Below are 25586 nucleotides of genomic sequence, written 5' to 3'. Positions count from 1 at the left end.
GAGTTTGGGTTCGCGGCATGCGGACGGCACGCCGGCGAACGCTTTCAATTCGGTTCGCCGATCAGCGGGTGAATCTCTTTCAGCGCCTGGCGGATGAGATCCTGATGATCCTTGGAGCTGAGGGACTTCCCGATGATCTTGGCGGCGATGGCGACGGACAGCTCGCCGGCGGTGCGCTTGATCTCCTCCAGCGCCTTTTCCCGCTCCAGCCCGATGTCACGCTTGGCGCGCTGCAGCAGGGCTTCCGCGTCCGCCTGGGCTTTTTGCACGATTTCATCGCGGGTGGCTTCCGCGGTTTTGCGGCTGCGCGCAATCAAATCCTGGGCCTCCTGCCGCGCCCTGGCCATCATCTGGTCATATTCCTGCCGCATGCGCTCGGCGTTTTGCTGCGCCTGCTCGGCGCGCTCGAGCGACTCCCGAATCTTGCGGGTCCGTTCATCGATGGCCGCGACGATCGGTTTCCACGCCAGCTTGCGCAACAACAACAACAGCAGCACAAAGATGATGATCGTCCACGCGATGAGACCGGTGTGCAGTTCTAACATGCCTCTTCTGAGAAGTTGAGTGATGAGCAACCGAACAAGCTGATTGACCGGCAGCCGGACAGCCTACTTGCCGGCCAGCATAAAGCAAATCACTTCGCCGAAGAGCGCCACACCTTCAATCAGCGCCGCCGCGATGATCATCGACCCACGCACGTCGCCGGCAGCCTCGGGCTGGCGGCCAATCGCCTCCATTGCCGCGCTCGCGATTTTGCCGATGCCAAATCCTGCACTCATTGCCACGATGCCGGCACCGATACCGGCGGCCAAGTGAGCCATGCCGAATTCACCCATTGCGAATTCCTCCGTCAGAGTTGAAAAACCAGGAATGCGTTTATTTTTCACATTGCCCAAAAGCCGATGGTCGAACACGCGCTGCGACCGGTGCTGCCGGCGTACCGCGGCCACCGCCGGCTGCAGCCCTGCCGAAAAAATGAAAAGGCCGCAGCGACCAGCCGCCTGCGCGCACCTGCCTAATGCGCCGGCTCCGCGGGATGGGCCTCCGTTTCATGATGCTCGGAGTGGGCTGCCGCGAAACCAATGAAAAGGGCGGACAACAGGGTAAAAATGTATGCCTGCAGGAAGGCCACCAGGATTTCCAGCAAATTGACGAACAGACTGAACACCACCGACACCGGCGCAATGACGTAGCCCGCCACCGGGTTGGCGCCGTTCTTGCCGAAGATGAAAATCAAATTGATCAGGGCAAGGATGACGACGTGGCCGGCTGTCATGTTGGCGAAAAGACGAATGCACAAAGCAAAGGGTTTGGTGAACAGGCCGAGAAACTCCACCGGGATCATCACAATCCACATCGCTGGATGCACCCCGCCGGTGAGGTGCTTCAAATAACCCAGCACGCCATGCGACCGGATGCTGGCAAACTGGGTGAGCAGAAAAGTCAGCGAGGCGAGGGCGGCGGTCACGCTCACGTTGCCGGTGGCGGTGGCCGCAAACGGCACCAAACCGAGAAGATTGCAGGTCAGGATGAAGAAAAAGGCGGTGCAGAGATAGGGCACAAAAGTGACCGCCAGCTTTTCGCCCATGTTGGGAACGGCAATCTCCTTGTAGATGAATTCCACCACGGCGTCCACGGCGGCGGCCCAGCCGGTGGGCACGCTGCCCGGTTTGTTGCGCCGGGCGGCGCGGGTCAGCAGGATGAGCAGCAAAGCCGCCGCGACCATCATCATCACCACATGTTTGGTGATGGAGAAATCGATGCCGAACAACTCGAAATGCGGCAGGTGAACCTCGCCGAAGGGATGGAAATCCAGCTTGCGGTCGTCGCTGATATGATGCAGTATGAAGCTGCCGATACTTTCCTGGGGGGGATGATGGGCGTCCTGGGGTGGCGACGCTTGCCGGGATGCTGCCGGCGGTGCAGAATGGGAGGAGGTGTGTTCCTGCGGGGTGTCGCCTGCAAAGGTGAACAGTGCGAGATAGCAGCCAATCAGCAGCGGCGTCATGAATTCCTGATGGATTTGATGCGTTTAAAGTGTCTCTGCAGAATCAGTGTTTCAGTGAATTGCAGGATGAGATACGTGCCCACCAGCGAGGCGGCGAAAATGGTGAGGTCAAGATTCGACCATTTCCACACCACGAACAGCGCCACGCCCACGATGATGACCCGGAACAACAGACCGCCAAAAAGCATGCTCAGGAAGATCTTGTGGGACCGGGTACTGGCCCAGCGCAAGCCCCAAAAACCGAGCACCGCCATGGCGGCGCTGATGGCCAAACCGTATCCAAAACTCTGGGAAGCAGAGGCCTGTGCCGTGGCAACCGAAAGCAGCAGGGAGTACGATGCGAAGCTCAAACTCTCTCAGCGCGTTGTTTGGGGTCCGTTTGATTTGGTTTTGCGCGATCCGGCAGATTCCTGGCGCGTCAGCCGCATGACATTGTGATAAAGATTGATGAAGCCGGCCACCGCGCCAAAGAGCACACCGGCAATCAATCCGACTGGCGAAATCGACAGCTTCGAGTCCACCCAATAGCCGAGCAGAGCAAACAACACGGCGGACAGGGCGAAACGCAAGCCGAGATCAAGATAGATGATGACCCTTGGCATGCCTTTCCACCACTCGGGGCCTGGCTTGGGCATGTTACATGCGCCTTACGGATGGGCGACATTCATCTCCGGGCGGCCCGGCCGGCTGGGCGAGGCCATGCGCGGCCGGCCATCGGGACCCTCGGGCAGGGCCAGGACTTTGGCATCCTCGCTCATCGAGCACACGCCGTCAAAAATGGCGCCTTCGTCGATGACCAGCTTGGAGGCTTTGACTTCGCCGTTGAAGGAAGATTTCGCCTCCAGCACCACCTTGCCGCTGGCGAAAACCTTGCCTTTGATGCGACCGCCGATGATCGCGTTTTTCACGCGGATTTCACCTTCCACTTCGCCGTCCTTGCCGATCACCAGCGAATCGGTCGCGGTGATGTCGCCCTTCACCCGGCCGTCAATGCGCAGACTGCTCTGCACCTTGATCGAGCCTTCCACGATGGAGCCTTTGCCAATGATGGTATTGAGGTCTCCGCCTTTGTCGAAATCTTCCATTTCCTTTTTTCCCAACATCATTGCCTCGTGTTGAAAGAATCAAAACGGCTTATTGCAGAGTGCCCGACCGCAGGGTCAAAATAAATTCCCGCGGATCCACGGGTTTTCCGCCCTGTAAAATTTCGAAATGCAGATGAGGACCGGAGCTGCGGCCGGTGCTGCCCAACAATGCAATCGGGTCACCGCGCTTGACCTGGGTTTTTTCGCGCACCAGCAGGCGGTCGTTGTGGCCGTAATAGGAAAACAGATCCCCGCCATGGTGGATAATCACCAGATTGCCGAATTCATTGTGCCAGCCGGCAAAGATGACATGACCGCCGCCGGAGGCCACCACCACCGAGCCGCGCTTGCCCGCGATGTCAATCCCGGCGTGTGTCTGCCACGGCATCTTGACGTCGCGGGAAAATTCTTCACTGAGAAAGCCCTGCACCGGCAGCAAGGTTGGCAAATTGGCGGGGTATTGGCTGCTTCCCCGGGCATCCGCCATCAGCATGCGGCTGCTGCTTTTGGCCTCGCTCTTGAATTCATCAAAGCTTGCGGCGGGCACCGGTATTTCGGTGTCAGGCACAGATTCCGTGGCCGATGCCAGATTCGGCACCAACGAGGCGTTGAGCGTCGCGCGGCTGCTCTTGTGATTGTCGACCCCCAGCAAGCTCATGATCTTGCCCTGATCCCGGTCCATGGCCTCGAGCTGCGCGGACAGCCGGTAAACCCGCTTGTTATCCTCAAGCAGGCGCGTGTTCGAGCGCTCCAGCTCGGCATTCTCACTTCTGACTTTGGCGAATTGGACATAGCCGACGACCCCGAGAATCATGTGCAGCACCAGCAGGGCTGCCACCCCCATGAGAACTTTGGCCTTCGTCCAGCTCAGACGAAAGTTGTACGGCTCGGCGTTGTCGTCCGGAATGAGCAAAACGGAAATGAGGCGCTGGCGTTTCTTTTTCATGGCACTACTCGTCTCGTTTACCGCCTGCCAGCTCTCGCACGCATCGTTTTGATTGCAGGCTGGTCAAAGGAAGAATCAAAAACGAGCCACTTCCGCCCCCGTACAGCATCCCCCGGGCTCGCTTTCTCTTATATAAATTCCTCCGCTCAGCAGTCCAAGAAAGGCCCGAACATAGAAAATCCTGGTCTAAAAGTCAACAGCTTTCTGGCTTCGGGCAGGGCACAAACCGCCGCTTTTGCCGTGCAATTGCGCCCCGGCCTCATGCCCTGACAAAAAACTTGCCCGGCAATTGCCGGATCAAACCACGCAATTCTAATTCTAGCAAAATCGCCATGACTTGCGCAGAAGACCTGGCCAACTTTCTTGTTAAAATATCGATGTGAACCGGCTCATGCGAGAGCAGGTGGTAGACAGCCAGATCAGACTCCTGCAGGTCCGGTGGCAACGGATGTTCATCGACAGCACTGGCGAACAATTCGAGCTGACCCTGCAGCTCTTCCAATATCTCATCTGCACTTTCGATAAGCCGCGCGCCCTCGCGAATGAGCTGATGCGGGCCGGCGCTCTTGGCACTGAAGATGTTGCCCGGCAGCGCAAAAATTTCACGACCCTGCTCCAGCGCGTAACTGGCGGTGATCAAAGCACCACTTTCACGCCCTGCCTCAATCACAACCACGCCCAGCGACAGCCCGCTGATGATGCGATTGCGGCGCGGAAAATTCACGGCGTCAGGTTTGGTGCCAAACGGAAATTCCGAAATCACCGCGCCGCTGCCGGCGATTTCCTCCATCAGACCGCGATTCTCCGCAGGATAGACCACGTCCAATCCCGAGCCCAAAACCGCCACCGTGCGTCCGCCGTTTTGCAGCACTGTGCGGTGCGCGATCGTGTCGATGCCACGCGCCAGACCGCTGACAATCGTTATACCCCTGGCCACCAGTCCGGTGACGATTTTTTCAGTGGCAAGCCGGCCATAGGAAGTGGGCGAACGCGTGCCCACGATCGCGACAGCATTGTGCGCCACCGGCGCCAGCGAGCCCTGCACATGCAAGAGCACCGGCGCGTCGCTGATGTTCTTCAGCCGGCCGGGGTATTCGTCATCCCAAAAGGTGACGATCCGGCAGTGCCGGCGCTGCATGATGGCAAGCTGCTGCTGCGCAAACACCGGGTTGCGTGCTGCCAGCAAGTTCTCAGCAAGCGTCTGATCGATCCCCGGAACTTGACAAAGCTCCTGCGAGGTGGCCTGCAGTACCGCCGTGCCGGATCTGAAATGGCCCATCAGCGCCCGCACCCGCGCCGGCCCGATGCCAGGCACTGCGAGCAATTGAATGAGTGCCTCGAGTTCTTTTGTTTCCACCACGACCCCCGCTGGTGTCCCGGCATTGCCTGTTATTTACCCTCGACGAGTTTTGGGGGAATGTTTTTACCTGAATTTTGCACCCAGATTGATCTCCTTCGCGACAGGCGTCGCTTTGATCGCGCCTCCCAACCACCCAAGGGGTGGGGCATAAAAAATTTTGCAGGCCAACGTGCTGTCAACTCCGGTAGGAGTGAACTGTTTTTTTAGTGAGGCTGCTTCTTGCATTTCCCAAAACTCCATGAGGAGTGACCTGTTCAATTCTCCTCGAAAAGACCGCGCCGGATCATGGGAAATTCGACAGGCCGCTCCTGACGGAGTTTAAAGACACGCAAGCTTGCCATGTCTATAAACAGTTCACTCCTGACGGAGTTTTGTGAACAAGGCATTGCTTCCGGTCAACAGCAAGCCAGCATGCCAAGTTAATTGCTGTGGGTGACAAATGGCAAGACATTGACAGCGGGTGTTGCAGAAGAGCGTTTCAACAAACCAGTGTTTGCCTTGTTATTGTATGCTGTAAAAATGCCACAGCGCCGGTTTCCCAACCACGGGCACACAAGAGGTCTGCGCGACATTTTCATCATTTGGATATCGTCAGCGACATTGGCAATTGCCCAAAAACACTTTCCTGACCACGGCAATTCTGGGCACACAGGTTTTTACAGATCACCACGGATAAAGATCAGCGTGACGCTGTGTCGATCAGCGTCCGAGTAATTTGGTGGTGGCCCCGCGTGCCGCGTTATCGATTTACCCATACCAATCAACCTGGAGCCTTGAAAATTCCGGCCGGCATCACATCCGTTGGGAAAATTGTGCCGGCAAGGGCGTGGCCGGTGCGTCAAAAGTTCCGGAGTTTGCCACCACCGGTGAAGCTGAAGCATCCCGGCGCCACCGGGGAAGAGGCGTTTCCAGGCAGATCCGAGGTCTCCGAGGCCAGCCTGCAACAGCCGGCAAACGGCATGGCAGGACGGGAGTGATTGACTCAATCAGCACCGCCTTTACCTGGCGGAGGTGACTGCACGGCGGCCCACAGCAAGTCGAGCAGCTCCGGCAAACCTTCACCGGTCACTGCCGAAATGCGGCAGCAGGGGAAAGGCAACTGCCGCAACAAAGCCTCGCCGGGATTTTCCTGCGTGGCGAGATCGCTCTTCGTCACCACAATGACACGCGGTTTGTCGAGCAGGGCGCGGTTATATCCCGCCAGCTCGGCCAGCAGGGTTTCATAGGTTGCCTGCATGTCATCGGCAATGGCTTCGATCAAGATCGCCAGCACGCGCGTGCGCTCGATGTGGCGGAGAAACTCGATGCCCAGCCCCCTGCCCTGATGCGCGCCAGCGATGAGGCCGGGAATGTCCGCCACCACGAAGCTTTGCTGCTCGCGATGGCGCACCACCCCCAAATTCGGCGTCAAGGTGGTGAAAGGATAGTCGGCAATCTTGGGACGCGCGGCCGAGATACGGGAAAGCAGAGTTGATTTGCCGGCATTGGGCAGCCCCACCAGTCCCACATCCGCCAGCAGCTTCAATTCCAGCGTGAGCCACAGACTTTCGCCCGGCTCGCCCGGTTCCCATTCGCGCGGGGATTGGTGGGTGGGCGAGACATAATGGGCATTGCCCCAGCCCCCGCGGCCGCCACGCGCCACCACCAGCCGTTGGCCGGGAGTAACCAGGTCGGCGAGCATTTCCCCGCTCTCACCATGGCGCACCACTGTTCCGGGTGGGACACGGATGACAACATCCCGGCCGCTGCGGCCGGTTTTGTTGGCGCCCCTGCCATGTTCGCCGCGCCCGGCACGGAAATGCCGGCGCATTTGGAAGTCAAGCAGAGTGCGCATATCCTGGTCGACTTCCAGAATGACATTGCCACCCGGGCCGCCATCGCCGCCATCCGGGCCGCCTTTGGGCACAAATTTTTCGCGCCGAAAACTCACGCACCCGCTGCCCCCCCGGCCGGCTTCAACATAGATTTTTGCGGAATCAATGAACATAAATCAGTCGATTGCCACCAGATCTGAAGTCCCGGAATTGCCTTTCACAACAACAACAGGGGCCATACAATTTTCCGCGGGCGATCTCCACAGCCAGTCCTGCAACGCTGCCAAACGGCACAGGCGGCGCAGCGTGACTGCTTGCTGCAGGCGGAGTCATGGTGTTGCCGGTTTGATCACCAGCTCGGGCAGTGAGGGCAGGCTGATGCGATTGCGTCCCACCCGGCTGCGCACTTGGATGAAAAGCGTGAGCGAATCACCCACCGTCAACGTGTGCGACGTGAGGCCGCGGTTGATGGCGATGGGCGCGGGCAGGTCCGCGAGCGTGAGACCGGCCATGCTGCGCGGGGAGACATACAACAAGTAGCCGTTGAAGCCCGGTACATGAGCTTCCGGGCCGGCCTGCCAGAAGATCGTGAGCTTTTGCCCTGCGCTTTGGCTCCGCACCTTTTGGGGTGGCGGCAGGGTGATGACATCCTCCACCTGCATCACGGCCACACATCCCGCCAGCGGCAGAAGCAAAAGCACAAACCGCTTGATCACCATTCCTTCTTCCAGATGACGTCAAAGCCGGTGTCCTTTTCATCCTTGCCGCCGCGGGTGGCCTGCAGGAAAAATTGCCGCAAGATTTCCAGCTCCAGCGTGACACGCAGGGCGTCTGCGGAATTGAACGAACTGAAATCCTGGCTCACACTCACAAACAGCTCGTTGGTAATGTACTTCCCCACCAGCACCGAGCCGGGGGTCAGCTCCTCGCCGCTGCCGAATTCGATGACGTCCAGCTTCAGGCTTTGCCCCAGTGATTGGGACAATTGCTGGGACACCAGGCCGGAGACCACGCTGCCGGCGGTGCCGGTCAAATCGATGCCATAGCCTTGCGCCGGTACGTTGAACAAAATGTACGATATCGCATCCTTTTGCTCAATGGCTTTGTCATCATTGTCCAGCGAGAAGGCAATCTGCGGGTTGGCGAGGGCGCCGGTGATCTTCACGAACATCTCGTGCCGTTCCTTGCCGTGGCGAAAAACATAAGAGGCCAGCAAATCGATTTGCACGGCGGTGGTGTAGTCGCCTTGAAAAATGAGCCGGCCACTGCGCACTGTGAATTTCTTGCCATACAGCTCGTAGGTGCCGCGCACGATAGCGATGGCGCCATAGAGCAAGTAATCCCCGCCCTGCTGCACCAAATCCAGCTCGCCGTTGAGTTCAAGATTGATGCCCGGGCCGCGCACCCAGGTGTTGCGCGGCATGTGAATTTTCAATTCGCCGTGAATTGTGTCGAGCAGGCGCTGCCAGGGGCTCTTGTCCGTCTGTGCGGGCGGTGCCTGCTGCGGCTGCAATTCCGCTTCGTCGATCTGCAAAACCCGGCCGCTTTGAATGCCGCGCAAATAATAGATGGCGCGGTCGATGGTCACGGCGCCGGCGTAGCGCAGGCCGTTGGCATCACCGTGCAAGCGGGTGGTGTCGGTGTCGATGCGCAACTCCAACACCCTGTTGTTGGAAAGGGGAAAATCCCGGGCGTGCACCATGCCTGCGAGGCTGGCAATCTCGCCGTTCTCCGTCAACCGCAGCGTGCCGCTGGCACTGAGTTTTCCCCGGTCGCCCATCACCTCGAGGAAGGGCAGCTCCATCACTTCCGGTTGCAGGCTCATGGTCAGGCGCAGATCGTGATAATTTGTGCGATTGGCGGGCAGCCGGAAGGCGCCGTCGAAAATCCGAATCGCACCGCTGGGCCGCGGGTGCGACAACGTTCCCAGAATTTCGACGTCGCAGGCGAGCGTGCCGTGGAGGTTCTGGATGCGGTGGGTGAAGGCCTGCAGAAAGGAAAGATCCAGTTTTTGAGCGTCGACTTGCATGCGCAAAGGCCGGTTGCGGTACACTTGCAGCGGCGCGCCGTCCAGTCTCAGACGCAGCGGCAGAAACCCCTCGCCGGTGAGCGAATCCGCACTGTGCTGCTGCAATCCGAAAGTCCACGCAAGTTTTTCATCCTGATAATCGAAAGTGCCAGCCCAGCTCTGATAGGCGAATTTCGCCAGCCGGCCGTTGCTGATCAGAAAGTGGCCGTCCAGGCGGGGCGCCTGTGCCGTGCCGGAAACCAGTGTCTCGACATCCAGGATGCCGTTCACCTGATCTGCGAGACCCAGGAACCGCGCGTAACGCGCCAGGTCCAGGCCCGCAACGCTCACGCGCAAACTTTCGGCACCCGCAAGACTCAACCGGCCGTCAAGTTCGAAGTGCTCCGGCCCGGAGCGCAAGGCGAGATGGTGGAACACGAACGTTTCCGGTGCGAGATCGATCGCGAGGGTGTCGCCGCTAGTCTCCCAGGTGCGATCATAAAGGTCGATTTGCGCGTGGCGCACCACCAGCCGTGCGGTATCACCAAAAACATAGCGGCCGCTGATCACACCACTGCCGGCAGAATTGTACCACACTTCAGCGGCAAAGTCGGTGGCGGCCGCATCGAAAGAAGCGCTGAGCTTTGCCGAATCCAGCGCGGCCGCCGCCAGACGCAGGGCGCGGCAGCTGGCCTGCACCGTGCCGGTGCCATCAGCCTGCTGAAAAGTGAATTCACCGGTGAGCGAGTTTGCGCCAGCCGCGTTGAACTGCACGTGCGACAACCGAAAGCCGCCGTGCACCAGGAGGGAGTCAAACGGGCCCTGCACCGTGCCCCCAAGCACACCGCGGGCTTGCAGGGTATCCGCCGCCAGGAAATGACGAAGCGGCTCCAGTCCGCCCGGCTGAACCAAAAAGTGCAGCAAATGAACACGGTGGCGGTTGAAGCGACCTTCCACTTCGAACTGGCCGGCCGAGGTCTGCAACCGCAACGTATCCAGCACCATCTCGCCGGCACGGCTTTGGAACCCGGCTTCTGCCGCGGCGAGGTCGATTCCCCACATCTGTGAAGGCAACAACTTGAGGCTGCCGCCGGCACTGAGCGAATCGAGATGCAAATGCTCACCCCGCAGGTTCACGGTGAAGTTCAGATCTGAGGCCAGCGTGGTGTCGCTCGTAAAGGCAGCAAGATTCAGCCGCTGCACCGCCAGGTCGGCGGTGAAACGCTGCGCCCTGGTCCAGTCGGCCATGCGTCCCTGCCCGCTGATCTCACCCATCGGCGTCCGAAGGGACAGGCTGGCCGCCATCTGATTGTCGGCGGCGCTGCCCTCCAGACGGAGGGACGAAAGGAGATGATCCGCCAGACGCGAGGAGTCCGCCTCGAGAGAAAGGTGGGCATGCAGACTGTCAAGACGCAGACGATCGGCGGCAAGGCGCAGTGAGAGGTTGAGATCGGAACGCGGCCCGTAACCGGGCAACAGGCCGGCGAGATCGGCATGGCGGAGATCCGCAATGAGCTGGAAAGCAGTGTCTGTGGCAGCATGGCGGGCATGGGCCAGCAGACGACCTTCCCCGGAGGCATGCTGGAAGTCAAGCGCGGCGTGCACACTGTCCCGGCTGCCGGCAACATTCAAATGCAGTTCAACCGGCCCGCGGGCTGGCAGAGCCGGCACGAGTGCGCGCACGTCATCCAGTTGCAGCGGTGCCGCAGAAAGCTGCACGCGATAAAACGGCTGGGTAAAATCGCGCACGAGCAGTTCCCCCGCCAGTTTCGATCCGCCGCAGGTGAGGTGAAAATCCTCGATGCGAATCGACCCGGCGGTCTGTTCGAGATGCGCCTGCAGATGGTGCACGGCCAGCGGAAAATCGCCAAGCACAAAAGCAAGCTGCCGCACCTCCAGCACGGTTTGCGCGGGCCGATATTCCACCAGCAGGGTGGCATTGAGCTGCTGCACGCGGCGCTGAAAGAAGAAACTGGTGCTGTCCCGCGGGGCGACGTTCACCTCGGCCTCCCGGATGCGGATGACCGGCAGCACCACCGGCCAAATCGCGGTGGTGTCGGTGACAATCAAATCCTGCACGTTCCAACTGCTGTCGGGTCGCTGTCTGAGAAAAATTACCGGCCGGTCAATAATGAGCTGGTTGATCCAAATCCGGCGGTGCCACAGCTCGGCCGCGGAGAAGCCGAATTCGATTCTGGGAATGTGCAGCACGGTTTCGTGCTCGCGCTCGATCTTCAAATCGAAAAGCTCGAAATGCGAGATCAAATTGCCTTCGAGGCGGCCCAGCGTCAGGCGGCCATTCAGCTTTTGGCGGGAGAGCTCGACAATGCGGTCGCGCAGCCAGTCGCGAAAACGCCGGGTTTGGGTGAGCGCGGCGGCCATGACGAGCAGCAGCAGCAGCACACCCAGCATGGCAAGGAGGATTTTCAGGAGTCTCTTCATTTCAACACGGCGTCGTGCCGGTTTCATCCCGGGGAATCATGCCGCTTCATCTCAAAAGGCCTGACCGAAGCTGAGGTGAAATTCGAAACGCTTTTGATCGAAGGACTGCGGGTTGAGCTTCCAGGCGAAATCGAGACGGCCCGGCCCGATGGGCGTGTGGTAGCGCACTCCCCAGCCGGCGGCATAGTGCAATTCATTCAGGGGAAAGGTGGCGCTGGCGCGTTTGACGTTACCGGCATCCAGAAAGCCGACCACGCCCCAGTCCCGCCACACCTGGAAACGCAGCTCGGCACTGGCTTCGACAAGGCTGCGGCCGCCGGCCACCACGCCGTTGGTCGTGCGCGGCCCGAGCGCCAGTCGCTGCCAGCCGCGCACCGAGGAACTGCCACCGGCATAATAAAGCTCATCGGGCACGTCGGCATTAGTCAGCGTGGCCGGCAGATGCAGACTGCCCATGACCCCGTGCAAGGCCAGCATGGTTCGCGGGGAAAGCGGCAGATAGCGGCGCATATCCAGGGTGACGCGCCAGTAGGGTTTGCGGTCGAAAAAAAGATTACCCGAGCGGATTTCGAACGAGCGGAACGAACCCCGCCGCGGCGACAGCGGTGGTTCGCTGTTGTTGCGCGACAGCCCGAGCGTCAGGGTGGAACGGCCGCTGCGGGAAGTGAGTCCCTGCGCACTCTCGATCTCTGCACGCTCGGCACGATAGCGCAGGTAGCCGTTGCTCCATGCGCCCAGCCGGCGCTGCAGCAGGAATTCCGAGCCCAGCAGTCGCAGGCTGAAAACCGTGCGGCTCAGGGAACGCTCGCGTTGCCGCCAGAAATAAGGACTGAGCTGCAGCGAGGTGTGCGCGTCCGGCATGTGGGGTTGAAACAAGGTGACCTGCACGCGCAACGGTTCCAGGTCGGAATGTTTGATTTCCACCTGCAGGCGGCGCGCGTCGCCCAAAAAATTCCGGCGCCGCCAGTTGACCAGCGTGCGCAGCTTGTCCTCCGTGCCCCACCCGGCACCCAGTTTGAGCGTGCGGCGCGGGGCCTCCCTGACGCGAATCTCCACCGGCAGACCTTCCTGACCGTCCACCGCCGGCAGCGCGCGTATTTGCACCGATTGAAACAATTCCAGCAAATAGATGCGCTGCTGCGACTCCATCAACTTGCGCTGGCTGAAGCGCTCGCCCGGCGTGAAGGCGAGTTCCTTGCGCACGACGCGGCCGGGATAAAAATGCAGGCCCTCGATCTGCACGGCGCCGAAAGCCTGCCAGCGGCCGGGATCAATATGAAAGAGCAACTCCGCCGTGCGTTGATCTGCAGACAGCACCAGCTCAGGCGCGATGGACGCAAAAGGATAACCCTGATCGGCGAAACGTTCGAACAAGGCCTGGCGAGCCACCCTGATCTTTGCCTCGTTGATGTGATCACCGGGCTGCAAGCCCACCTGTGACAGCAGCCCCGGCCAGAGATGGGTGAGATTGCTGGAGTCTTTCGGCACCAGGGTGACGCGGGTCAAATGCAGCGGCTCGTTCTCCGCGATGCGAAGGCGAATGCGAACCTCCTGCGCCTGGTCATCCCTTTCGAGTTGATGTTCCACGACCTGCGCGCGGTAGAAACCATGCAGGCGGTAGAATTTGGGGATGCGCAGGAGATCGAGCTGAAATTCGTAACTGTTGAAGCGCGGGGCATCACGGCCGGGCAACCACCGGCTGATCCAGGAGGGGCCCCTGGTCGCCAGCGCTTCGCGCAACTCCCCTTGGGAAACCTGGTGTACACCTTCCAGCGTGAAGGCGGTGATGCGGTAGTCGTCCTGCGCCCGGGCGGCGCCGTCCGAGCCCAACCACAGGAGCACCACGACCCACCACCAACCCGCAGCGGCACGCCAGTGTGCAAAGGCGCCGCCGCAGTCGGAGGGCCGGCGTTCGAATGAGCATCTCAATCGGAAGCGGAACAAGCAACGTCTTTCCCTGACAGTGTGATTGCAAGAAGAAGAGGGCGGGAAGACAACAGACACGCTGCCTGGACGCGCGTTTCAGGGCACAACAGGGGCGCCGGCGGGAAAACGACCCGTGAGAATTTCCGGCAGGCGCGCGAAAAATTGTGACCGTGCCATCACCAGACAGCCGGCTGCCCGGGCAGCCCGGGCCAGGTCGACTTCCACATGGCTCAGAAAGCCAATGACGCGGTGGCCGGCCGCGCGGCTGGCCGACAGCGCCGGCAAAGCAGTGGCGGGCAACTCTTCAAGATTGACGAGCAGCACGGCAGACTGCTCCGGCAGGCGGGCCAGCAGCGTGCTGAAATCTCCGTGGATTTCCACCTCGACGGCCGCTGCCCGCGCCACTGCCTGAATCTTGCTGCGCAGGAACAAATCCCTGACCGCCGCCAGCACATGCTGCGGCAATACAGGTTCAATCGCTGGTGACATTCTCGCTTAGAATTGCTGCAATCACCTGCTCGTGCTGCCGGCCATGCGTCGCCACCAGACCCTGACGATGGCGCACCTCCACCGCAGCGTAGCTCAACGGTTCGCCGCGCAGGTCGGTCATCATACCACCGGCCGCAAGGAGAATGGCCGCCGGGGCGCAACTGTCCCACATGTTGACCTTCGAACTCGGATGAATGTAGACTTCACACTCACCCGCGGCGATCAAACCACATTTCAAGCCCACGCTGCCGGAGCGGCGAATCTCGTGGATGCCCAGCCGCTGACGCACCCGGTCGATGCGCGGATCGAAATGCGAGCGGCTCGCCACCATGCGCCACTGCGCGGGTTCGGTGCGATCGGAAACACGCAGCGTTTGCATGCCGTCCGAAGTGCTGAGCCAGGCGCCCAAGCCCGGCGCGCCGAAATAGAGCTTGCGGGTGGCGGGCTGATAGACGACTCCCAGCGCCGGCCGGCCCGCCAGCACCATGCCGATCATGATGGAAAACTCACCGTTGCGCGCAATAAACTCCTTGGTGCCGTCGAGCGGGTCCACCACCCAAAACAAATCGCGGCCGAGCCGGCTCATGTCATCCTGCGACTCTTCCGAGAGCACGGCTTCGCCGGCAAAGTGCTGATGAAGCCGGGTGAGGATGGTCTCATTGGCGGCATGATCCGCCGCGGTCACGGGATTGCCGGCGGACTTCCATGCGATGGCCACCTGGTCATCATAATAATACTGCAGCGCGGCGGCGCCGGCTGCGATCGCGATCTCACCTACGATCGGCACCCGGCGGTCCAACTCCGAGGTTTGCATCGTCCTGTCCTTGCTGATAAAGTCAACTCCTGGAACGCCGGAGCAGCTTGCTGCTTATTTTGTAGATGCCGCCCAACAGGCTGCCGAGCAAACCGGAGACTTCGAGCAAGGGCCGCTCGATACGCTGACGCAGCAGGCGCTCGAAATCGTGAATGTCGCGCGCCGTCTCGCGAATCGCGCTGACGGCGTCATGCAGCCGTGGCATCTCGCGTTCGACATTTCGGACAATGCTACGCACATCGGCGCTGATTTGCGTGACATCGTGCATCAACGCGGGCAGGTGCAGCCGCGTGGTTTCGGCGAGCCTTTCCAACTCCTGCACCAGCCGCCGCACGCGCAGCAGAACCGCCACGCCTGCCACCGTCAGGCCGATCGTGCCAACCGCAATGATGGCCACGCTCACCGTCAGGATCACCTCCATGCCAGCCTCGCCTTTGCCGGGTGCACAACCTGGGCGCTCAACTCAGAGATTCCTCGCCGGGGGCGCCTTCGCTGCCGGCTTTGTCTTTGCGGCCAAAACGCTTCTTGCCCTCATCGATGATGTTTTGCGCCTGCGCCTTGGCATCCGCCAGGCGGCTTTCGGCTTCACCGGAGAACGTGCCGAGCTTTTGCTTGCCCAGCGCGATCAATTGATCGGCCTTGGCGCGGGCTTCGCGCAATTTGGCATCCGCCTGCTGACGCAACAACTCCGCCTGTTCTTTGCCCTCATCGATGATCCGGGCGGCGCGTTCCTTCATCTCACTCAAATAGGCATCGGCCTCATCATACAACTCACGGGATTTGCGTTTTAAATCCTCTCGGGTCTCCCGGCCGCTCTTGGGCGCATAAAGCAATGCCAGTGCCGCACCGATCAGGCCGCCTGCCAGCAGGCCCTTCAAAAAGCCACGATTGTCAGACATGGGGTCTCCTTTCCATCTGCATAAGTTGGGGATTGATACTCCGGGGTGCTCTCGCCGCCACACACTGCCGCGCCTGCCCGCGGCACCGCTCACTGCAACATCTTCAGAAATTCCTCCTCCGAGATGACCGGCACCCCCAGCTCGCGGGCCTTGTCGAGTTTGGAGCCGGCGCCGGGGCCGGCAACCACGTAGTTCGTTTTTTTGCTCACCGCGCCGGCAGCGTGGCCGCCGCGCTCTTCCACCATGCGCTCCGCCTCTGCGCGGGTGAATTTTTCCAGGGCGCCGGTGAACACAAAGGTCTTGCCGGCAAATGCGGGTTCGGCCTGGCGCGCCGGCGTGGCGGCACGAATCTTCACCCCGCCCTGCAGCAGACGCTTGATGGTCTCGCGATTGCGCTTCTCTTTGAAAAAGCGCGTCACACTTTCCGCCACTTGCGGCCCCACCTCGTGAATCTGCTGCAGCCGCCCGGCAGCCGCCGCCATCAGGGCTTCCAAAGAACCGAACTCCCGCGCCAGCACGCGCGCCATATGCTCGCCGACGTGACGGATGCCCAGCGCATAAATAAAACGGTCGAGCGTCACCTCCCGGCTTCTGTCGATCGCGGCCATGATGTTCTGCGCCGATTTTTCCGCCATGCGCTCCAGCGCGGCGAGCTGCTGTGGCTGGAGAAAGTACAAATCTGCGCAGCTTTTCACAAGCCCTTTATCCACCAGTTGGTCGATCAATTTCTCCCCGAGACCGTCGATGTTCATCGCCAGCTTGGAGGCGAAATGGCGGATCCCCTCCTTCAACTGCGCGGGACAATTGATGTTCTCGCAGCGATGCGCCGCCTCGCCCTCCAGGCGCACCACCTGGCCGCCGCACACCGGACATTTTTTGGGAAACTTGAACTTCCTCTCCCCGCCGGTGCGCTTCGACTCGATCACCTTCACCACCTCCGGGATCACGTCGCCGGCGCGCTGCACCACCACCCAGTCGCCGATCCTCACCCCCAGACGCTCGATTTCATCCTCGTTGTGCAGAGTGGCCCGGCTCACCGTCACCCCCCCCACCTGCACCGGCCGCATGATCGCCACCGGTGTGATCGTGCCGGTGCGGCCCACCTGCGCCTGAATGTCCAGAATCTGCGTGCTCGCCTGTTGCGCTTCGAATTTGTAGGCAATCGCCCAGCGCGGGCTGCGCGTGCGCATACCGGCGCGGCGCTGCAGCGCGAAAGCATTAACCTTCACCACCACACCGTCGATTTCGTATGGCAGGCTGTGGCGCAACCCGCCGATGTGACGGTAATGCTGCAACACCTCCTCCACCCCGTGACAAACTTTGGAGAGCGGATTGACTTTGAAGCCCCATTGCTTGAATGCCTGCAACGCCTCCCACTGCGTGGCAAACTCATGGCCGATCACCTGCCCCAGGCCATAGGCATACACGTCGAGCGGCCGCTCGGCCGTGATTTTGGGATCGAGCTGGCGCAGCGACCCGGAGGCTGCGTTGCGCGGATTGATGAACGGCGGCTCCCCGGCCTGCATCCGCCGCTCGTTGAGCTTCTTGAAAGCTGCGATCGGATAGAAGACTTCCCCGCGCACCTCCAAGCGCTCGGGAATGGCGAGCGTGTCAGAGCGCAGCCGCAGCGGAATCGATTTGATGGTTTTGAGATTTTGCGTGATGTTTTCACCCGTGTAGCCGTCACCGCGCGTCGAGCCGACCGTGAGCAGGCCGTTTTCATAAACCAGCTCCACCGCCGTGCCATCCAGCTTCGGCTCGACGGTGTATTCGATCACCTCGAGCTCGAGCAGTTTGCGCAGACGTTGGTCGAAATCACGCACCTCGCCGTCGTCAAACGCATTGTCGAGCGAGACCATGGGAAGGGTGTGGGTCACGGTCTCGAACGTCTCCAGCGGCGCGGCGCCGACACGCTGCGTGGGTGAATCCGGCGTCACCAGCTCCGGATGCTCCGCCTCGAGCTCCTGCAAGCGGCGAAACAGGCGGTCATACTCGGCATCCGTGATCTCGGGATCATCGAGCACGTAGTAGCGATAGGCATGATAATTGAGCTGCTCGCGCAGCCTGGCGATCTCAGCCTGGACTTGGGAGGTTGGCATGGACTTGGGCGAATGATTTTGAGCTCGAACTCTCAGAAGAGCTGACCACACTTGCGCAAAGCTGCCTGCGGAACGCCACAGCATCGGGACGTCCCGCGGGCGGTACAGGCGCAGCGACGCAGGCGGGGTGACATTGTCATTTTGCCACCATCCCCGGCGTGTGCACAGATCGACTGCACCCTGTGTTGTTTCAGAACAAAGGGAGCGGGCAATGGTGTTTCTGGATGGCCACCGGCGACGACGCTGGCATATTTTGAAGGAGTGAGCCGGAAGTGCACACGAGCACCCTCGTGACCTCCTTCCCGGGGAAAGCTCCCGGGTTCATTTGGATCACTTTCCAGCAGAGGCACCGCGCCGGCATCCCGTTGAACGGAGCCAGCAGCAGCTCTCTTACACCAGGTGGAGTCCCTCACCATCACCGCGCAGAAACACGCAAAAAAATGGAAAGTCAACTTCACAAAAACTTCTTCGGATATTGCTCACACCATCAAACAAATCGACCGTGGCACTCCTGACATTGCTGTCGGGCACAATGCAACAAGCGCGGGAGTTTGCTGCGCGGCTGTCAAGCTGCCGTCTGCAGACGGCGAAATTTACCCAGCGAAAACCCTAAATGCAATCCCCCGCTGTCCTGCCCTGCCGCCAACCGAGGTCTGCTCAAGGAGTTGTGCGCCTCCCTGCGACAGCCGAACCACCAACTCTGCAAACCTCCCCCGCCGTTTCCCCTTTGATCTCGCTTTATGGTTTCTGCACGGATGTCGTGGCCGAGCGACAGGCCCGTGCCTGCACCCTGCTGCGCCGGTTTGTGGTGAAAAACGGATTGAAAATTCCGCCGGAATATCTGGCGCAATGCTCTTGCCGTTGTCGCGAATGTGGCTTTCGTTGTCGTCGGCAAGTTTTGGGTTGCCACTGTCATCGAACGATTGGCCAATCGATAAATTTTCAAAATATTCAAACCCGCAGGGTTGGCATGTTTATGGAATCGTGGCATCGAAGCAATCGCCCACCCCATCGGGGTGGCATGTTGCGGCGCTGGATGTTGATCGTTGCTGCGTTTTATGAACATGTTACACCTCCGGCGTTGTCAAATACGACACCACCCCAACAAACCCGCAGGGTTGAAATGTTTATAGAAATGTGCAATACAATCCGATTCAAACCCCGTTAGGGGTGGCATGTGTTGTGGCGCACGCCCATCAATGCTTCAATTTGTGAACATGCCACGCCTCCGGCGTTTGAAATTTTATGATGGCGCACGGCTATAAACATTTCACGCCTCCGGCGTTGGCAGAGGCGGCATCGCAATCAAACCCGTAGGGTTGGCATGTTTATGGAATCGTGGCATCGAAGCAATCGCCAACCCCATCGGGGTGGCATGTTGCGGCGGCGGAGGTTGGCCGTTGCCGCGTTTCACGAACATGCCACGCCTCCGGCGTTTGAAATTTTGTGATGGCGCACGGCTATAAACATTTCACGCCTCCGGCGTTGGCAGAGGCGGCATCGCAATCCAACCCGTAGGGTTGGCATGTTTTATGGAATCGTGGCATCGAAGCAATCGCCAACCCCATCGGGGTGGCATGTTGCGGCGCCGGATGTTGACCGTTGCCGCGTTTTTTGAACATGCCACGCCTTCGGCGTTTGAAATTTTGTGATGGCGCACGGCTATAAACATTTCACGCCTCCGGCGTTGGCGCATGCGGCATCGCAATCAAACCCGCAGGGTTGAAATGTTTATAGAAATGTGCAATACAATCCGATTCAAACCCCGTTAGGGGTGGCATGTGTTGTGGCGCACGTCCATCAATGCTTCAATTTGTGAACATGCCACGCCTCCGGCGTTGGCCGAAACTCAACGCCATGCCCTCTGCTCTAGGCGCTACGCGGCAACCGCACCACAAACTCCGTGAACTTTCCCTCCTCCGTTTCCACTTTGATCTCGCCCTTGTGCTGTTGCACGACAATCTCGTGACTGATCGACAAACCCAAGCCCGTGCCCTGTCCCGCCGGCTTCGTGGTAAAAAACGGATTGAAAATCTTCTCGCGAATCTCCGGCGGAATGCCGTTGCCGTTGTCGCGGATACGGATTTCGATTTGGTCGCCGAAATTTTTGGTGCTCACAGAGAGCGTCGGAGCAAAGGGCGAAGGGTGAAGGGCGATGGGCGCGCCCCTCTCCCTTCGCCCTTCGCCCTTCGCCTTTCCTTCCGCCAACGCTTTCTGATGCGCCGCATAACACGCATTGTTGATGAGATTCAAAAACACCCGGCTCAAATCCTGCGGCACAACCTCGAGGTTGCTGATCGACGCGTCATAATCCTTTTCAATCGTGATATTGAAGGAAGCATCGTTGGCGCGCATGCCGTGATACGTGAGATTCACGGCTTCATCGAGCAACTGATTGATATCCACCAACTCGCGCTGGCCGGAAGAACCGCGCGCGTGTTGCATCATGCTCTTCACAATTCCATCCGCGCGCTTGCCGTGGTGGTTGATCTTCTCCGCGTTTTGAATCAACGTCTCGATAATCTCTTCGATATTCGCAAAGTCATCTTCGCCCCCCGCTCCATGCCCTCTGCCCTCCGCCCTCTGCTTCCCGAGCTCCTCCCGCAATTCCTTCGCCAACTCCACCGACAGCACCGCAAAGTTATTCACGAAATTCAGCGGGTTTTTGATCTCGTGCGCGATGCCGGCGGTGAGCTGGCCGAGCGAGGCGAGCTTCTCCTGCGTCACCAGTTGATTCTGCATCTCGCGCAAGCGCTGCAGCGTTTGCGTCAACTCCGCGTTTTTGTCCTGCAGCTCCGCGGTGCGCTGCTGCACTTTTTCCTCCAGCGTGCGATTGTACTGCTCCAAACGTTTGTAGAGCCGCGCATTTTCCAGCGACACGGCAATCTGTGAAGCGAGAATCTCCACCGCTTCGAGACGGCTCGGTACGAACACATTGGTGGCGAGATCGTTCTCCAAATACAAAATGCCGATGAGATCGTTTTGTTTGATCACCGGCTTGCACAAAAGCGAGCGCGTGCCGCAGCGTTGCACGTAGGTCTCGCCGGTGAAGCGGCCATCATGCGCCGCGTCGCCCAGCACCACGGCTTCGCGCGTGCGGCTGACGTAGTGCACGATGCCATCGGCAACCGTTCCGGCGAGCGGCTGCGATTGCAGCACCCGCGGCTCGCTCTGATCGGCAAAGCCTTCGGCCTCGATCAACCAGCCGTTCTCGCTTTCGATCAAAAAGCAGCCGCGCTGCGCGCCGGCGTTTTCGATCACGATCTTAATCATCTTGGCGAGCAATTTCTCGAGATCAATCTCGCCGGAGATGGCCTGCGTGGCCTTGAGCACCGAGAGCACGTCGAGTGCGCCGCTGCTCGTGCCGGTGGAAGTGCTCGTGCGGGTGAGCGTGGTCGCGGTCTCGAAGCCGGTCACGCTGCCCCTCTCCTGCAACAACTCGCCGTATTTGCGCTCGAGCTGCTGCACTTTGGCGAAGGCGCCCCACTTGTGATAAAGATAGTGCGCCTCGCGCAAATAGGTTTTGGCAATCTTTTCCTGTCCGCGACTCAAATAAAATTTCGCCGCCAGCTCGTTGGCGAGCGCCTCTTCGCGCAAATGCCGGCTTTCCTGTGCATGCGCGATGGCTTGATCGTAAAGCCGCATCGCTTGCTGTAGCGCAGACATCCTGTCTGCATTTTGTTGCGAGGCAGGCTGGAAGCCTGCGCTACTTCTCACGCGCGCCAGCTCTGCCTCCACCAATTCATATTTGTGCAGGTGATTTGCCGGTGCGTGTTTGGCCCATTTCTTCAGTTTCTTTTTATTCACCTGCACCAGGCGGCGCAAACGTTTCCGCTCCTCCGGCGTTGCCGCCTCGTGCGCGAGCGCGGCCAAAGTTTCGTAGAACGTCACGAACGTGAGCGCCAGCGTGCCGACCGCGTCCAAGTATTTCACCGCCAACTGGGCGTCTTCCAAAGCCCGGCCATAATTCTCGAAAAGATAGTCGAGAAAAATCCGGTCGTAATAATAATCATACAGCGCATAGTGATCGTTCTCTTTGAGATGCTCCGGCAGACTCACCTCCTCGTTGTAAACCTCGCCCACCAGGCGCAACGGATCTTCGGACTTGCCCATGAAATTCAAAATCTGCTGCTGGCAAAGATTTTTCACGTGAATATACGTTCGATTGCGCAGCGTGGTGATGGCATGATCGTATTTTTCGCGCTCGGCCTCGAGCTTCGTCAATTCGACGCCGGCGAGAAACGAGGAGAGCAGATGCTGCAAAATCGCCAGGCCCGCGTATTCCAAATCGCCGACTTCGAGGCCGTATTTGTAGGCTTCGAGAAAGGAGTCGAGCGTGTCGCGCACCGGTTCCTTCCAATGGCGAATCAGGCAATCATGCACGAACAGGTGGCGGCTTTTAAATTCCGCCGCCGGAAATTTTTCCGCCAGCCGCAGGCCCAACTTGCCGAAGCGATAGCCCGCCTCGATGTCGCCGATCACGCCGCAGAGCACGATGCCATAGCTCGTGTAGAGCAGCGGCGAAATCGGCGCGTTGCCGCGCCGCAAAAAAATGCGCACCGGCTTGAGCGCCGTGATGGCCAGCAGATTCGGATCTTCAAAATAAGCGGCCATGCCCACGCGGGTGCTCATCTGCAGCGCCGTCATCATCTGCGCGTCCGTCATCGCCGGCAGTTCGTCCAACCGCTCGATGTTTTTTCCCGCAAACGCCCATTTGGTTTTGAGCAGCTCGATGATGACGTGCAACTTGCTTGGTTTATCGGGATAATGCAGCCCGAGCTGGCGCATCACCGGCAGCGCGGTGGTGATCACTTCCGGCAATTGGTTTTGCGTGATCAAGGCTTGCAGCTTGACGATCACCACGCGGGCGCGATCCAACAAAGTGTGCGCGCGCTGCTCCACCACCGTGGCCAATTTCTCCATCGCCGCAAAGTCGCCGCAGAGACAGGCGGCCTCCGCCGCCTCGACGTGCAGATCGAGCGCCAACTCGTAATGCGCGTTCCAATCCCCGTCGCGCAGCAACTCCAAACCGGTTTGCAAAAAAACGCGAGCCGGCTCATAGGCGGTGGAAAGTTTCGCTTTATGTCCGGCTTGCAAATTCAATTGCGCCAGCTCGATTCTCTCTGCCTTCGAACCGAGCATGCTGCGGCCAAGATTGAGCTGGGCCGCGAGATCGAAAATTTTTTGCTCGCGTTTTTCCGGCGGCGTGTTCTGCAAAAGCAGTTGCCCGATGCGCCAATGAACCTCGGCGCGCTCCGTTTCGGAGAGCAGGGAATAAGCCGCCTGTTGAATGCGATCGTGCGAAAAGCGAAACTTGAGAGTGCCGTTTTTTCCCGCCGCGAGATCATCGCTGCCCATGGCCGCCCGCTCTTTCCCGAGCAGCAAGACCAGGCCGTGCGCCAATGCTTCGGTGAGATCGCGCGCAACAACTTCCGGGGATTTTTCCGCGATGATCGCGAGTGTTGTCGCCTCGAACTCGTTGCCGAGGCACGCGGCGAGCACGAGCTGTTGCTGCGTTGGCAGCGGCAGCTTTTTCAGCTTGGCCGTCATCAGCTCCACCACGTTGTCGGTGATGTTGCGCTCGCGGATTTTGGCAATGTCCCACTGCCACGCGCGCCGCGCCGGATCGGGCAGCAGCAGTTTTTCCTCGTGCAGCGACGCGAGAAATTGATTCAGGAAAAAAGGATTGCCCGCGGTTTTTTCGAGAATCAATTCGGCCAGCTCTCGCAGCGCGGACATCTTGTCTGCAGGCGAGGACGCCTGCGCTACGTCGAGCGAGTGCGCGACGTTGTATTGCAGCGTGTCCGCCAACAATTGTTCAACATGCTCCAGCCCCAGCGGCTGCAGCGCGAGACGATGAAAAGTCACGCCGGCTTTTTCAATCTCGTTGATGGTGAGCATGAGCGGATGGCCCGGCCCGACCTCGCTGTCGCGATAGGCGCCGAGGCCGAGAAAATAGGGCGAGGCGGTTCCGGTGATGAGATACTGCAGCAACTTGAGCGAGGGCAAATCCGCCCACTGCAGATCATCCAAAAAAATCACCAGCGGATGCTCCTGTGCGGGCAGCGCAGCCACGAAATTTTGAAACACGAGATTGAAACGGTTTTGCGCCTCGGTCGGCCCCAGCTCCGGCACCGGCGCCTGCTTGCCGATGATCAATTCGATTTCGGGAATCACCTCGGCAATGACTCTGCCGTTGACGCCGACCGCGCTTTGAATGCACTCGCGCCAGTAACGCAGGCTCGCCTCGCTTTCCGTCAAAATCTGCCGTACCAAATCCTGAAACGCATGAATCAGCGAGGCGTACGGAATGTTGCGTTGATATTGATCGAACTTGCCGGCGACGAAGTGGCCGCGGCTGCGCACCAGGGATTTTTGCACTTCGTGCACGAGCGCGGATTTGCCGATGCCGGGATCGCCGGTCACCAGCATCATCTCGCGCCGGCCCTGCATCACGCGGTCAAAAACTTCCAGCAGCGTTTTGATATCGGCCTCGCGGCCATACAGCTTTTCGGGAATGTGAAAGCGCTCGGAGAAATCGTTTTGGCCCGGCGGAAACATTTCGATACGGCCCGCGCGCTGCCATTGCCGCCGGCATTCTTCCAAATCCGCCTGCAAGCCGAAGCCGCTTTGATAGCGGCCCTCCGCGGTTTTGGCGAGCAGCTTCATCACAATCTCGGAAAGCGCGGGCGGAATACGCGCCTCGAGCGCATGCGGTGCCGGCGGCGTTTTGGCGATGTGGCTGTGCACCAGCTCCATCGCGTCCGACGTGGGAAAGGGCAATCGCCCGGTGAGCATTTCATAAAACGTGACGCCGAGCGAGTAAAAATCCGTGCGGTAATCCAGACCGCGATTCATGCGGCCGGTCTGCTCGGGTGACATGTAGGCGAGCGTGCCCTCGAAATGGCTGTGCAAGCTCGCATGTTCTTTCGGCAGCCGCGAGGCAATGCCGAAATCGATGAGCTGAATTTTGTGCTGCACGAGGTTGACGACGAGGTTGGAGGGATTGATGTCCTTGTGCATGACACCGCACTGATGCAGGCGGCCCAGCGTCTCCGCGAGCTGCGACGCGAGCGCAAGAACGGTGTCGAGGTCAAGCTTGTGCGCTTGCAGCACGGCTTGCAAAGACTCGCCGCCGAAATCTTCCTCCACCAAGACGAGACTGTTGTGATGCTCGACCAGCTCAATGAACTTGACGACGCCGTCGAATTGCAGCTCGCGTGCGATTTCAAACTCATGCCGCAGCCGCGCCAGCGCCGCGGGCTCGGGATATTCCTGCCGCAGCGTTTTCAATATCACCGGCAGGCCGTCGCTCTTGCGCGCGCCGCGATAGATGACGGTGCGCGTCCCTTCGTGGAGAGTTTCTTTGGCGAGATAGTTTTGCAGATCGATCATTTCAGTGCCGAAGTTTATAATAGGAGTGGCAAACTTCAGTTTGTCGGTTTGATGAAAAGCTTGACAGGCTGAAGCTTGTCACTCCGATTTTCGGAGTGGCAAACTTCAGTTTGTTGGTTTGATGAAAAGCTTGACAAGCTTTAGCTTGTCACTCCGATTTTCGGAGTGGCAAACTTCAGTTTGCCGGTTTGATGAAAAGCTTGACAAGCTGAAGCTTGTCACTCCGATTTTCGGAGTGGCAAACTTCAGTTTGTTGGTTTGATGAAAAGCTTGACAAGCTTTAGCTTGTCACTCCGATTTT

At 59.6% G+C, this 25586-nt stretch carries 19 protein-coding genes; all 19 read right to left on the bottom strand.

From position 1 onward, the window contains the following. Nucleotides 1–44: 44 nt before the first annotated feature. Entirely contained in the window at nucleotides 45–545 is a 501-nt protein-coding gene (atpF, locus tag ONB52_09440) for a F0F1 ATP synthase subunit B (GenBank protein MDZ7416367.1), read from the bottom strand. Between the two features lie 63 nt (nucleotides 546–608). After that, nucleotides 609–836 (bottom strand): ATP synthase F0 subunit C, encoded by a 228-nt coding sequence (locus ONB52_09435; protein MDZ7416366.1) that lies wholly within the window; start codon nucleotides 834–836, stop codon nucleotides 609–611. 179 nt (nucleotides 837–1015) lie between these two features. After that, nucleotides 1016–2008 carry a F0F1 ATP synthase subunit A gene (gene atpB, locus ONB52_09430; GenBank protein MDZ7416365.1) on the bottom strand — a complete coding sequence of 331 codons (993 nt, stop codon included), beginning with the start codon at nucleotides 2006–2008 and terminating at the stop codon, nucleotides 1016–1018. Next, a complete protein-coding gene (locus ONB52_09425) occupies nucleotides 2005–2358 on the bottom strand; it encodes a hypothetical protein (protein ID MDZ7416364.1) in 354 nt (117 codons plus the stop codon). Before ONB52_09425 ends, atpB begins: the two co-directional genes overlap by 4 nt. A gap of 6 nt (nucleotides 2359–2364) precedes the next feature. Next, nucleotides 2365–2610: an AtpZ/AtpI family protein gene (locus ONB52_09420; GenBank protein ID MDZ7416363.1), complete on the bottom strand. Its 246-nt coding sequence runs from the start codon at nucleotides 2608–2610 to the stop codon at nucleotides 2365–2367. A gap of 45 nt (nucleotides 2611–2655) precedes the next feature. Beyond that, nucleotides 2656–3093 carry a polymer-forming cytoskeletal protein gene (locus tag ONB52_09415; protein MDZ7416362.1) on the bottom strand — a complete coding sequence of 146 codons (438 nt, stop codon included), beginning with the start codon at nucleotides 3091–3093 and terminating at the stop codon, nucleotides 2656–2658. Nucleotides 3094–3142: 49 nt separating this feature from the next. Next, entirely contained in the window at nucleotides 3143–4039 is an 897-nt protein-coding gene (locus ONB52_09410) for a M23 family metallopeptidase (GenBank protein MDZ7416361.1), read from the bottom strand. Between the two features lie 259 nt (nucleotides 4040–4298). After that, nucleotides 4299–5396, bottom strand: coding sequence for a DNA-processing protein DprA (gene dprA / locus ONB52_09405; GenBank protein ID MDZ7416360.1), 1098 nt, complete (start codon nucleotides 5394–5396; stop codon nucleotides 4299–4301). Nucleotides 5397–6381: 985 nt separating this feature from the next. Next, a complete protein-coding gene (obgE, locus tag ONB52_09400) occupies nucleotides 6382–7386 on the bottom strand; it encodes a GTPase ObgE (GenBank protein MDZ7416359.1) in 1005 nt (334 codons plus the stop codon). A 156-nt stretch (nucleotides 7387–7542) separates the two neighbouring features. Continuing rightward, nucleotides 7543–7932, bottom strand: coding sequence for a hypothetical protein (locus ONB52_09395; protein ID MDZ7416358.1), 390 nt, complete (start codon nucleotides 7930–7932; stop codon nucleotides 7543–7545). Beyond that, complete coding sequence (locus ONB52_09390) at nucleotides 7926–11663, bottom strand: translocation/assembly module TamB domain-containing protein (protein MDZ7416357.1); 3738 nt, start codon at nucleotides 11661–11663, stop codon at nucleotides 7926–7928. Before ONB52_09390 ends, ONB52_09395 begins: the two co-directional genes overlap by 7 nt. Before the next feature lie 51 nt (nucleotides 11664–11714). Then, on the bottom strand, nucleotides 11715–13508 hold the full coding sequence (locus tag ONB52_09385; GenBank protein MDZ7416356.1) for a BamA/TamA family outer membrane protein: 1794 nt from the start codon (nucleotides 13506–13508) through the stop codon (nucleotides 11715–11717). Nucleotides 13509–13685: 177 nt separating this feature from the next. After that, on the bottom strand, nucleotides 13686–14078 hold the full coding sequence (locus tag ONB52_09380; GenBank protein ID MDZ7416355.1) for a hypothetical protein: 393 nt from the start codon (nucleotides 14076–14078) through the stop codon (nucleotides 13686–13688). Next, the gene (locus tag ONB52_09375; protein ID MDZ7416354.1) at nucleotides 14062–14892 is read right to left on the bottom strand and encodes a 3'(2'),5'-bisphosphate nucleotidase CysQ; all 831 of its coding nucleotides are present in this window, start codon (nucleotides 14890–14892) and stop codon (nucleotides 14062–14064) included. The genes ONB52_09380 and ONB52_09375 overlap by 17 nt, the downstream gene beginning before the upstream one ends. Nucleotides 14893–14914: 22 nt before the next feature. Continuing rightward, nucleotides 14915–15313: a DUF948 domain-containing protein gene (locus tag ONB52_09370; protein ID MDZ7416353.1), complete on the bottom strand. Its 399-nt coding sequence runs from the start codon at nucleotides 15311–15313 to the stop codon at nucleotides 14915–14917. 37 nt (nucleotides 15314–15350) lie between these two features. Further along, the gene (locus ONB52_09365) at nucleotides 15351–15791 is read right to left on the bottom strand and encodes a YtxH domain-containing protein (protein ID MDZ7416352.1); all 441 of its coding nucleotides are present in this window, start codon (nucleotides 15789–15791) and stop codon (nucleotides 15351–15353) included. Between the two features lie 89 nt (nucleotides 15792–15880). Next, nucleotides 15881–17890: an NAD-dependent DNA ligase LigA gene (ligA, locus tag ONB52_09360; GenBank protein MDZ7416351.1), complete on the bottom strand. Its 2010-nt coding sequence runs from the start codon at nucleotides 17888–17890 to the stop codon at nucleotides 15881–15883. A 565-nt stretch (nucleotides 17891–18455) separates the two neighbouring features. After that, nucleotides 18456–18956 (bottom strand): hypothetical protein, encoded by a 501-nt coding sequence (locus tag ONB52_09355; protein ID MDZ7416350.1) that lies wholly within the window; start codon nucleotides 18954–18956, stop codon nucleotides 18456–18458. Nucleotides 18957–19759: 803 nt separating this feature from the next. After that, entirely contained in the window at nucleotides 19760–25285 is a 5526-nt protein-coding gene (locus tag ONB52_09350) for an AAA family ATPase (GenBank protein ID MDZ7416349.1), read from the bottom strand. Nucleotides 25286–25586: the final 301 nt, after the last annotated feature.

The sequence above is a fragment of the candidate division KSB1 bacterium genome, from assembly GCA_034506255.1.
In the GTDB taxonomy this organism is placed as follows: Bacteria; Zhuqueibacterota; Zhuqueibacteria; order Zhuqueibacterales; family Zhuqueibacteraceae; genus Coneutiohabitans; species Coneutiohabitans thermophilus.
This window is presented reverse-complemented; position numbering and strand designations above follow the sequence as displayed.

Bases quoted from the DNA above. Each gene is read 5' to 3' on its own strand.
- atpF (MDZ7416367.1), bottom strand. From the start codon at position 545: ATGTTAGAACTGCACACCGGTCTCATCGCGTGGACGATCATCATCTTT.
- ONB52_09435 (MDZ7416366.1), bottom strand. From the start codon at position 836: ATGGGTGAATTCGGCATGGCTCACTTGGCCGCCGGTATCGGTGCCGGC.
- atpB (MDZ7416365.1), bottom strand. From the start codon at position 2,008: ATGACGCCGCTGCTGATTGGCTGCTATCTCGCACTGTTCACCTTTGCA.
- ONB52_09420 (MDZ7416363.1), bottom strand. From the start codon at position 2,610: ATGCCAAGGGTCATCATCTATCTTGATCTCGGCTTGCGTTTCGCCCTG.
- ONB52_09415 (MDZ7416362.1), bottom strand. From the start codon at position 3,093: ATGGAAGATTTCGACAAAGGCGGAGACCTCAATACCATCATTGGCAAA.
- ONB52_09410 (MDZ7416361.1), bottom strand. From the start codon at position 4,039: ATGAAAAAGAAACGCCAGCGCCTCATTTCCGTTTTGCTCATTCCGGAC.
- obgE (MDZ7416359.1), bottom strand. From the start codon at position 7,386: ATGTTCATTGATTCCGCAAAAATCTATGTTGAAGCCGGCCGGGGGGGC.
- ONB52_09395 (MDZ7416358.1), bottom strand. From the start codon at position 7,932: ATGGTGATCAAGCGGTTTGTGCTTTTGCTTCTGCCGCTGGCGGGATGT.
- ONB52_09390 (MDZ7416357.1), bottom strand. From the start codon at position 11,663: ATGAAGAGACTCCTGAAAATCCTCCTTGCCATGCTGGGTGTGCTGCTG.
- ONB52_09380 (MDZ7416355.1), bottom strand. From the start codon at position 14,078: ATGTCACCAGCGATTGAACCTGTATTGCCGCAGCATGTGCTGGCGGCG.
- ONB52_09375 (MDZ7416354.1), bottom strand. From the start codon at position 14,892: ATGCAAACCTCGGAGTTGGACCGCCGGGTGCCGATCGTAGGTGAGATC.
- ONB52_09370 (MDZ7416353.1), bottom strand. From the start codon at position 15,313: ATGGAGGTGATCCTGACGGTGAGCGTGGCCATCATTGCGGTTGGCACG.
- ONB52_09365 (MDZ7416352.1), bottom strand. From the start codon at position 15,791: ATGTCTGACAATCGTGGCTTTTTGAAGGGCCTGCTGGCAGGCGGCCTG.
- ligA (MDZ7416351.1), bottom strand. From the start codon at position 17,890: ATGCCAACCTCCCAAGTCCAGGCTGAGATCGCCAGGCTGCGCGAGCAG.
- ONB52_09355 (MDZ7416350.1), bottom strand. From the start codon at position 18,956: ATGTTCATAAAACGCAGCAACGATCAACATCCAGCGCCGCAACATGCC.
- ONB52_09350 (MDZ7416349.1), bottom strand. From the start codon at position 25,285: ATGATCGATCTGCAAAACTATCTCGCCAAAGAAACTCTCCACGAAGGG.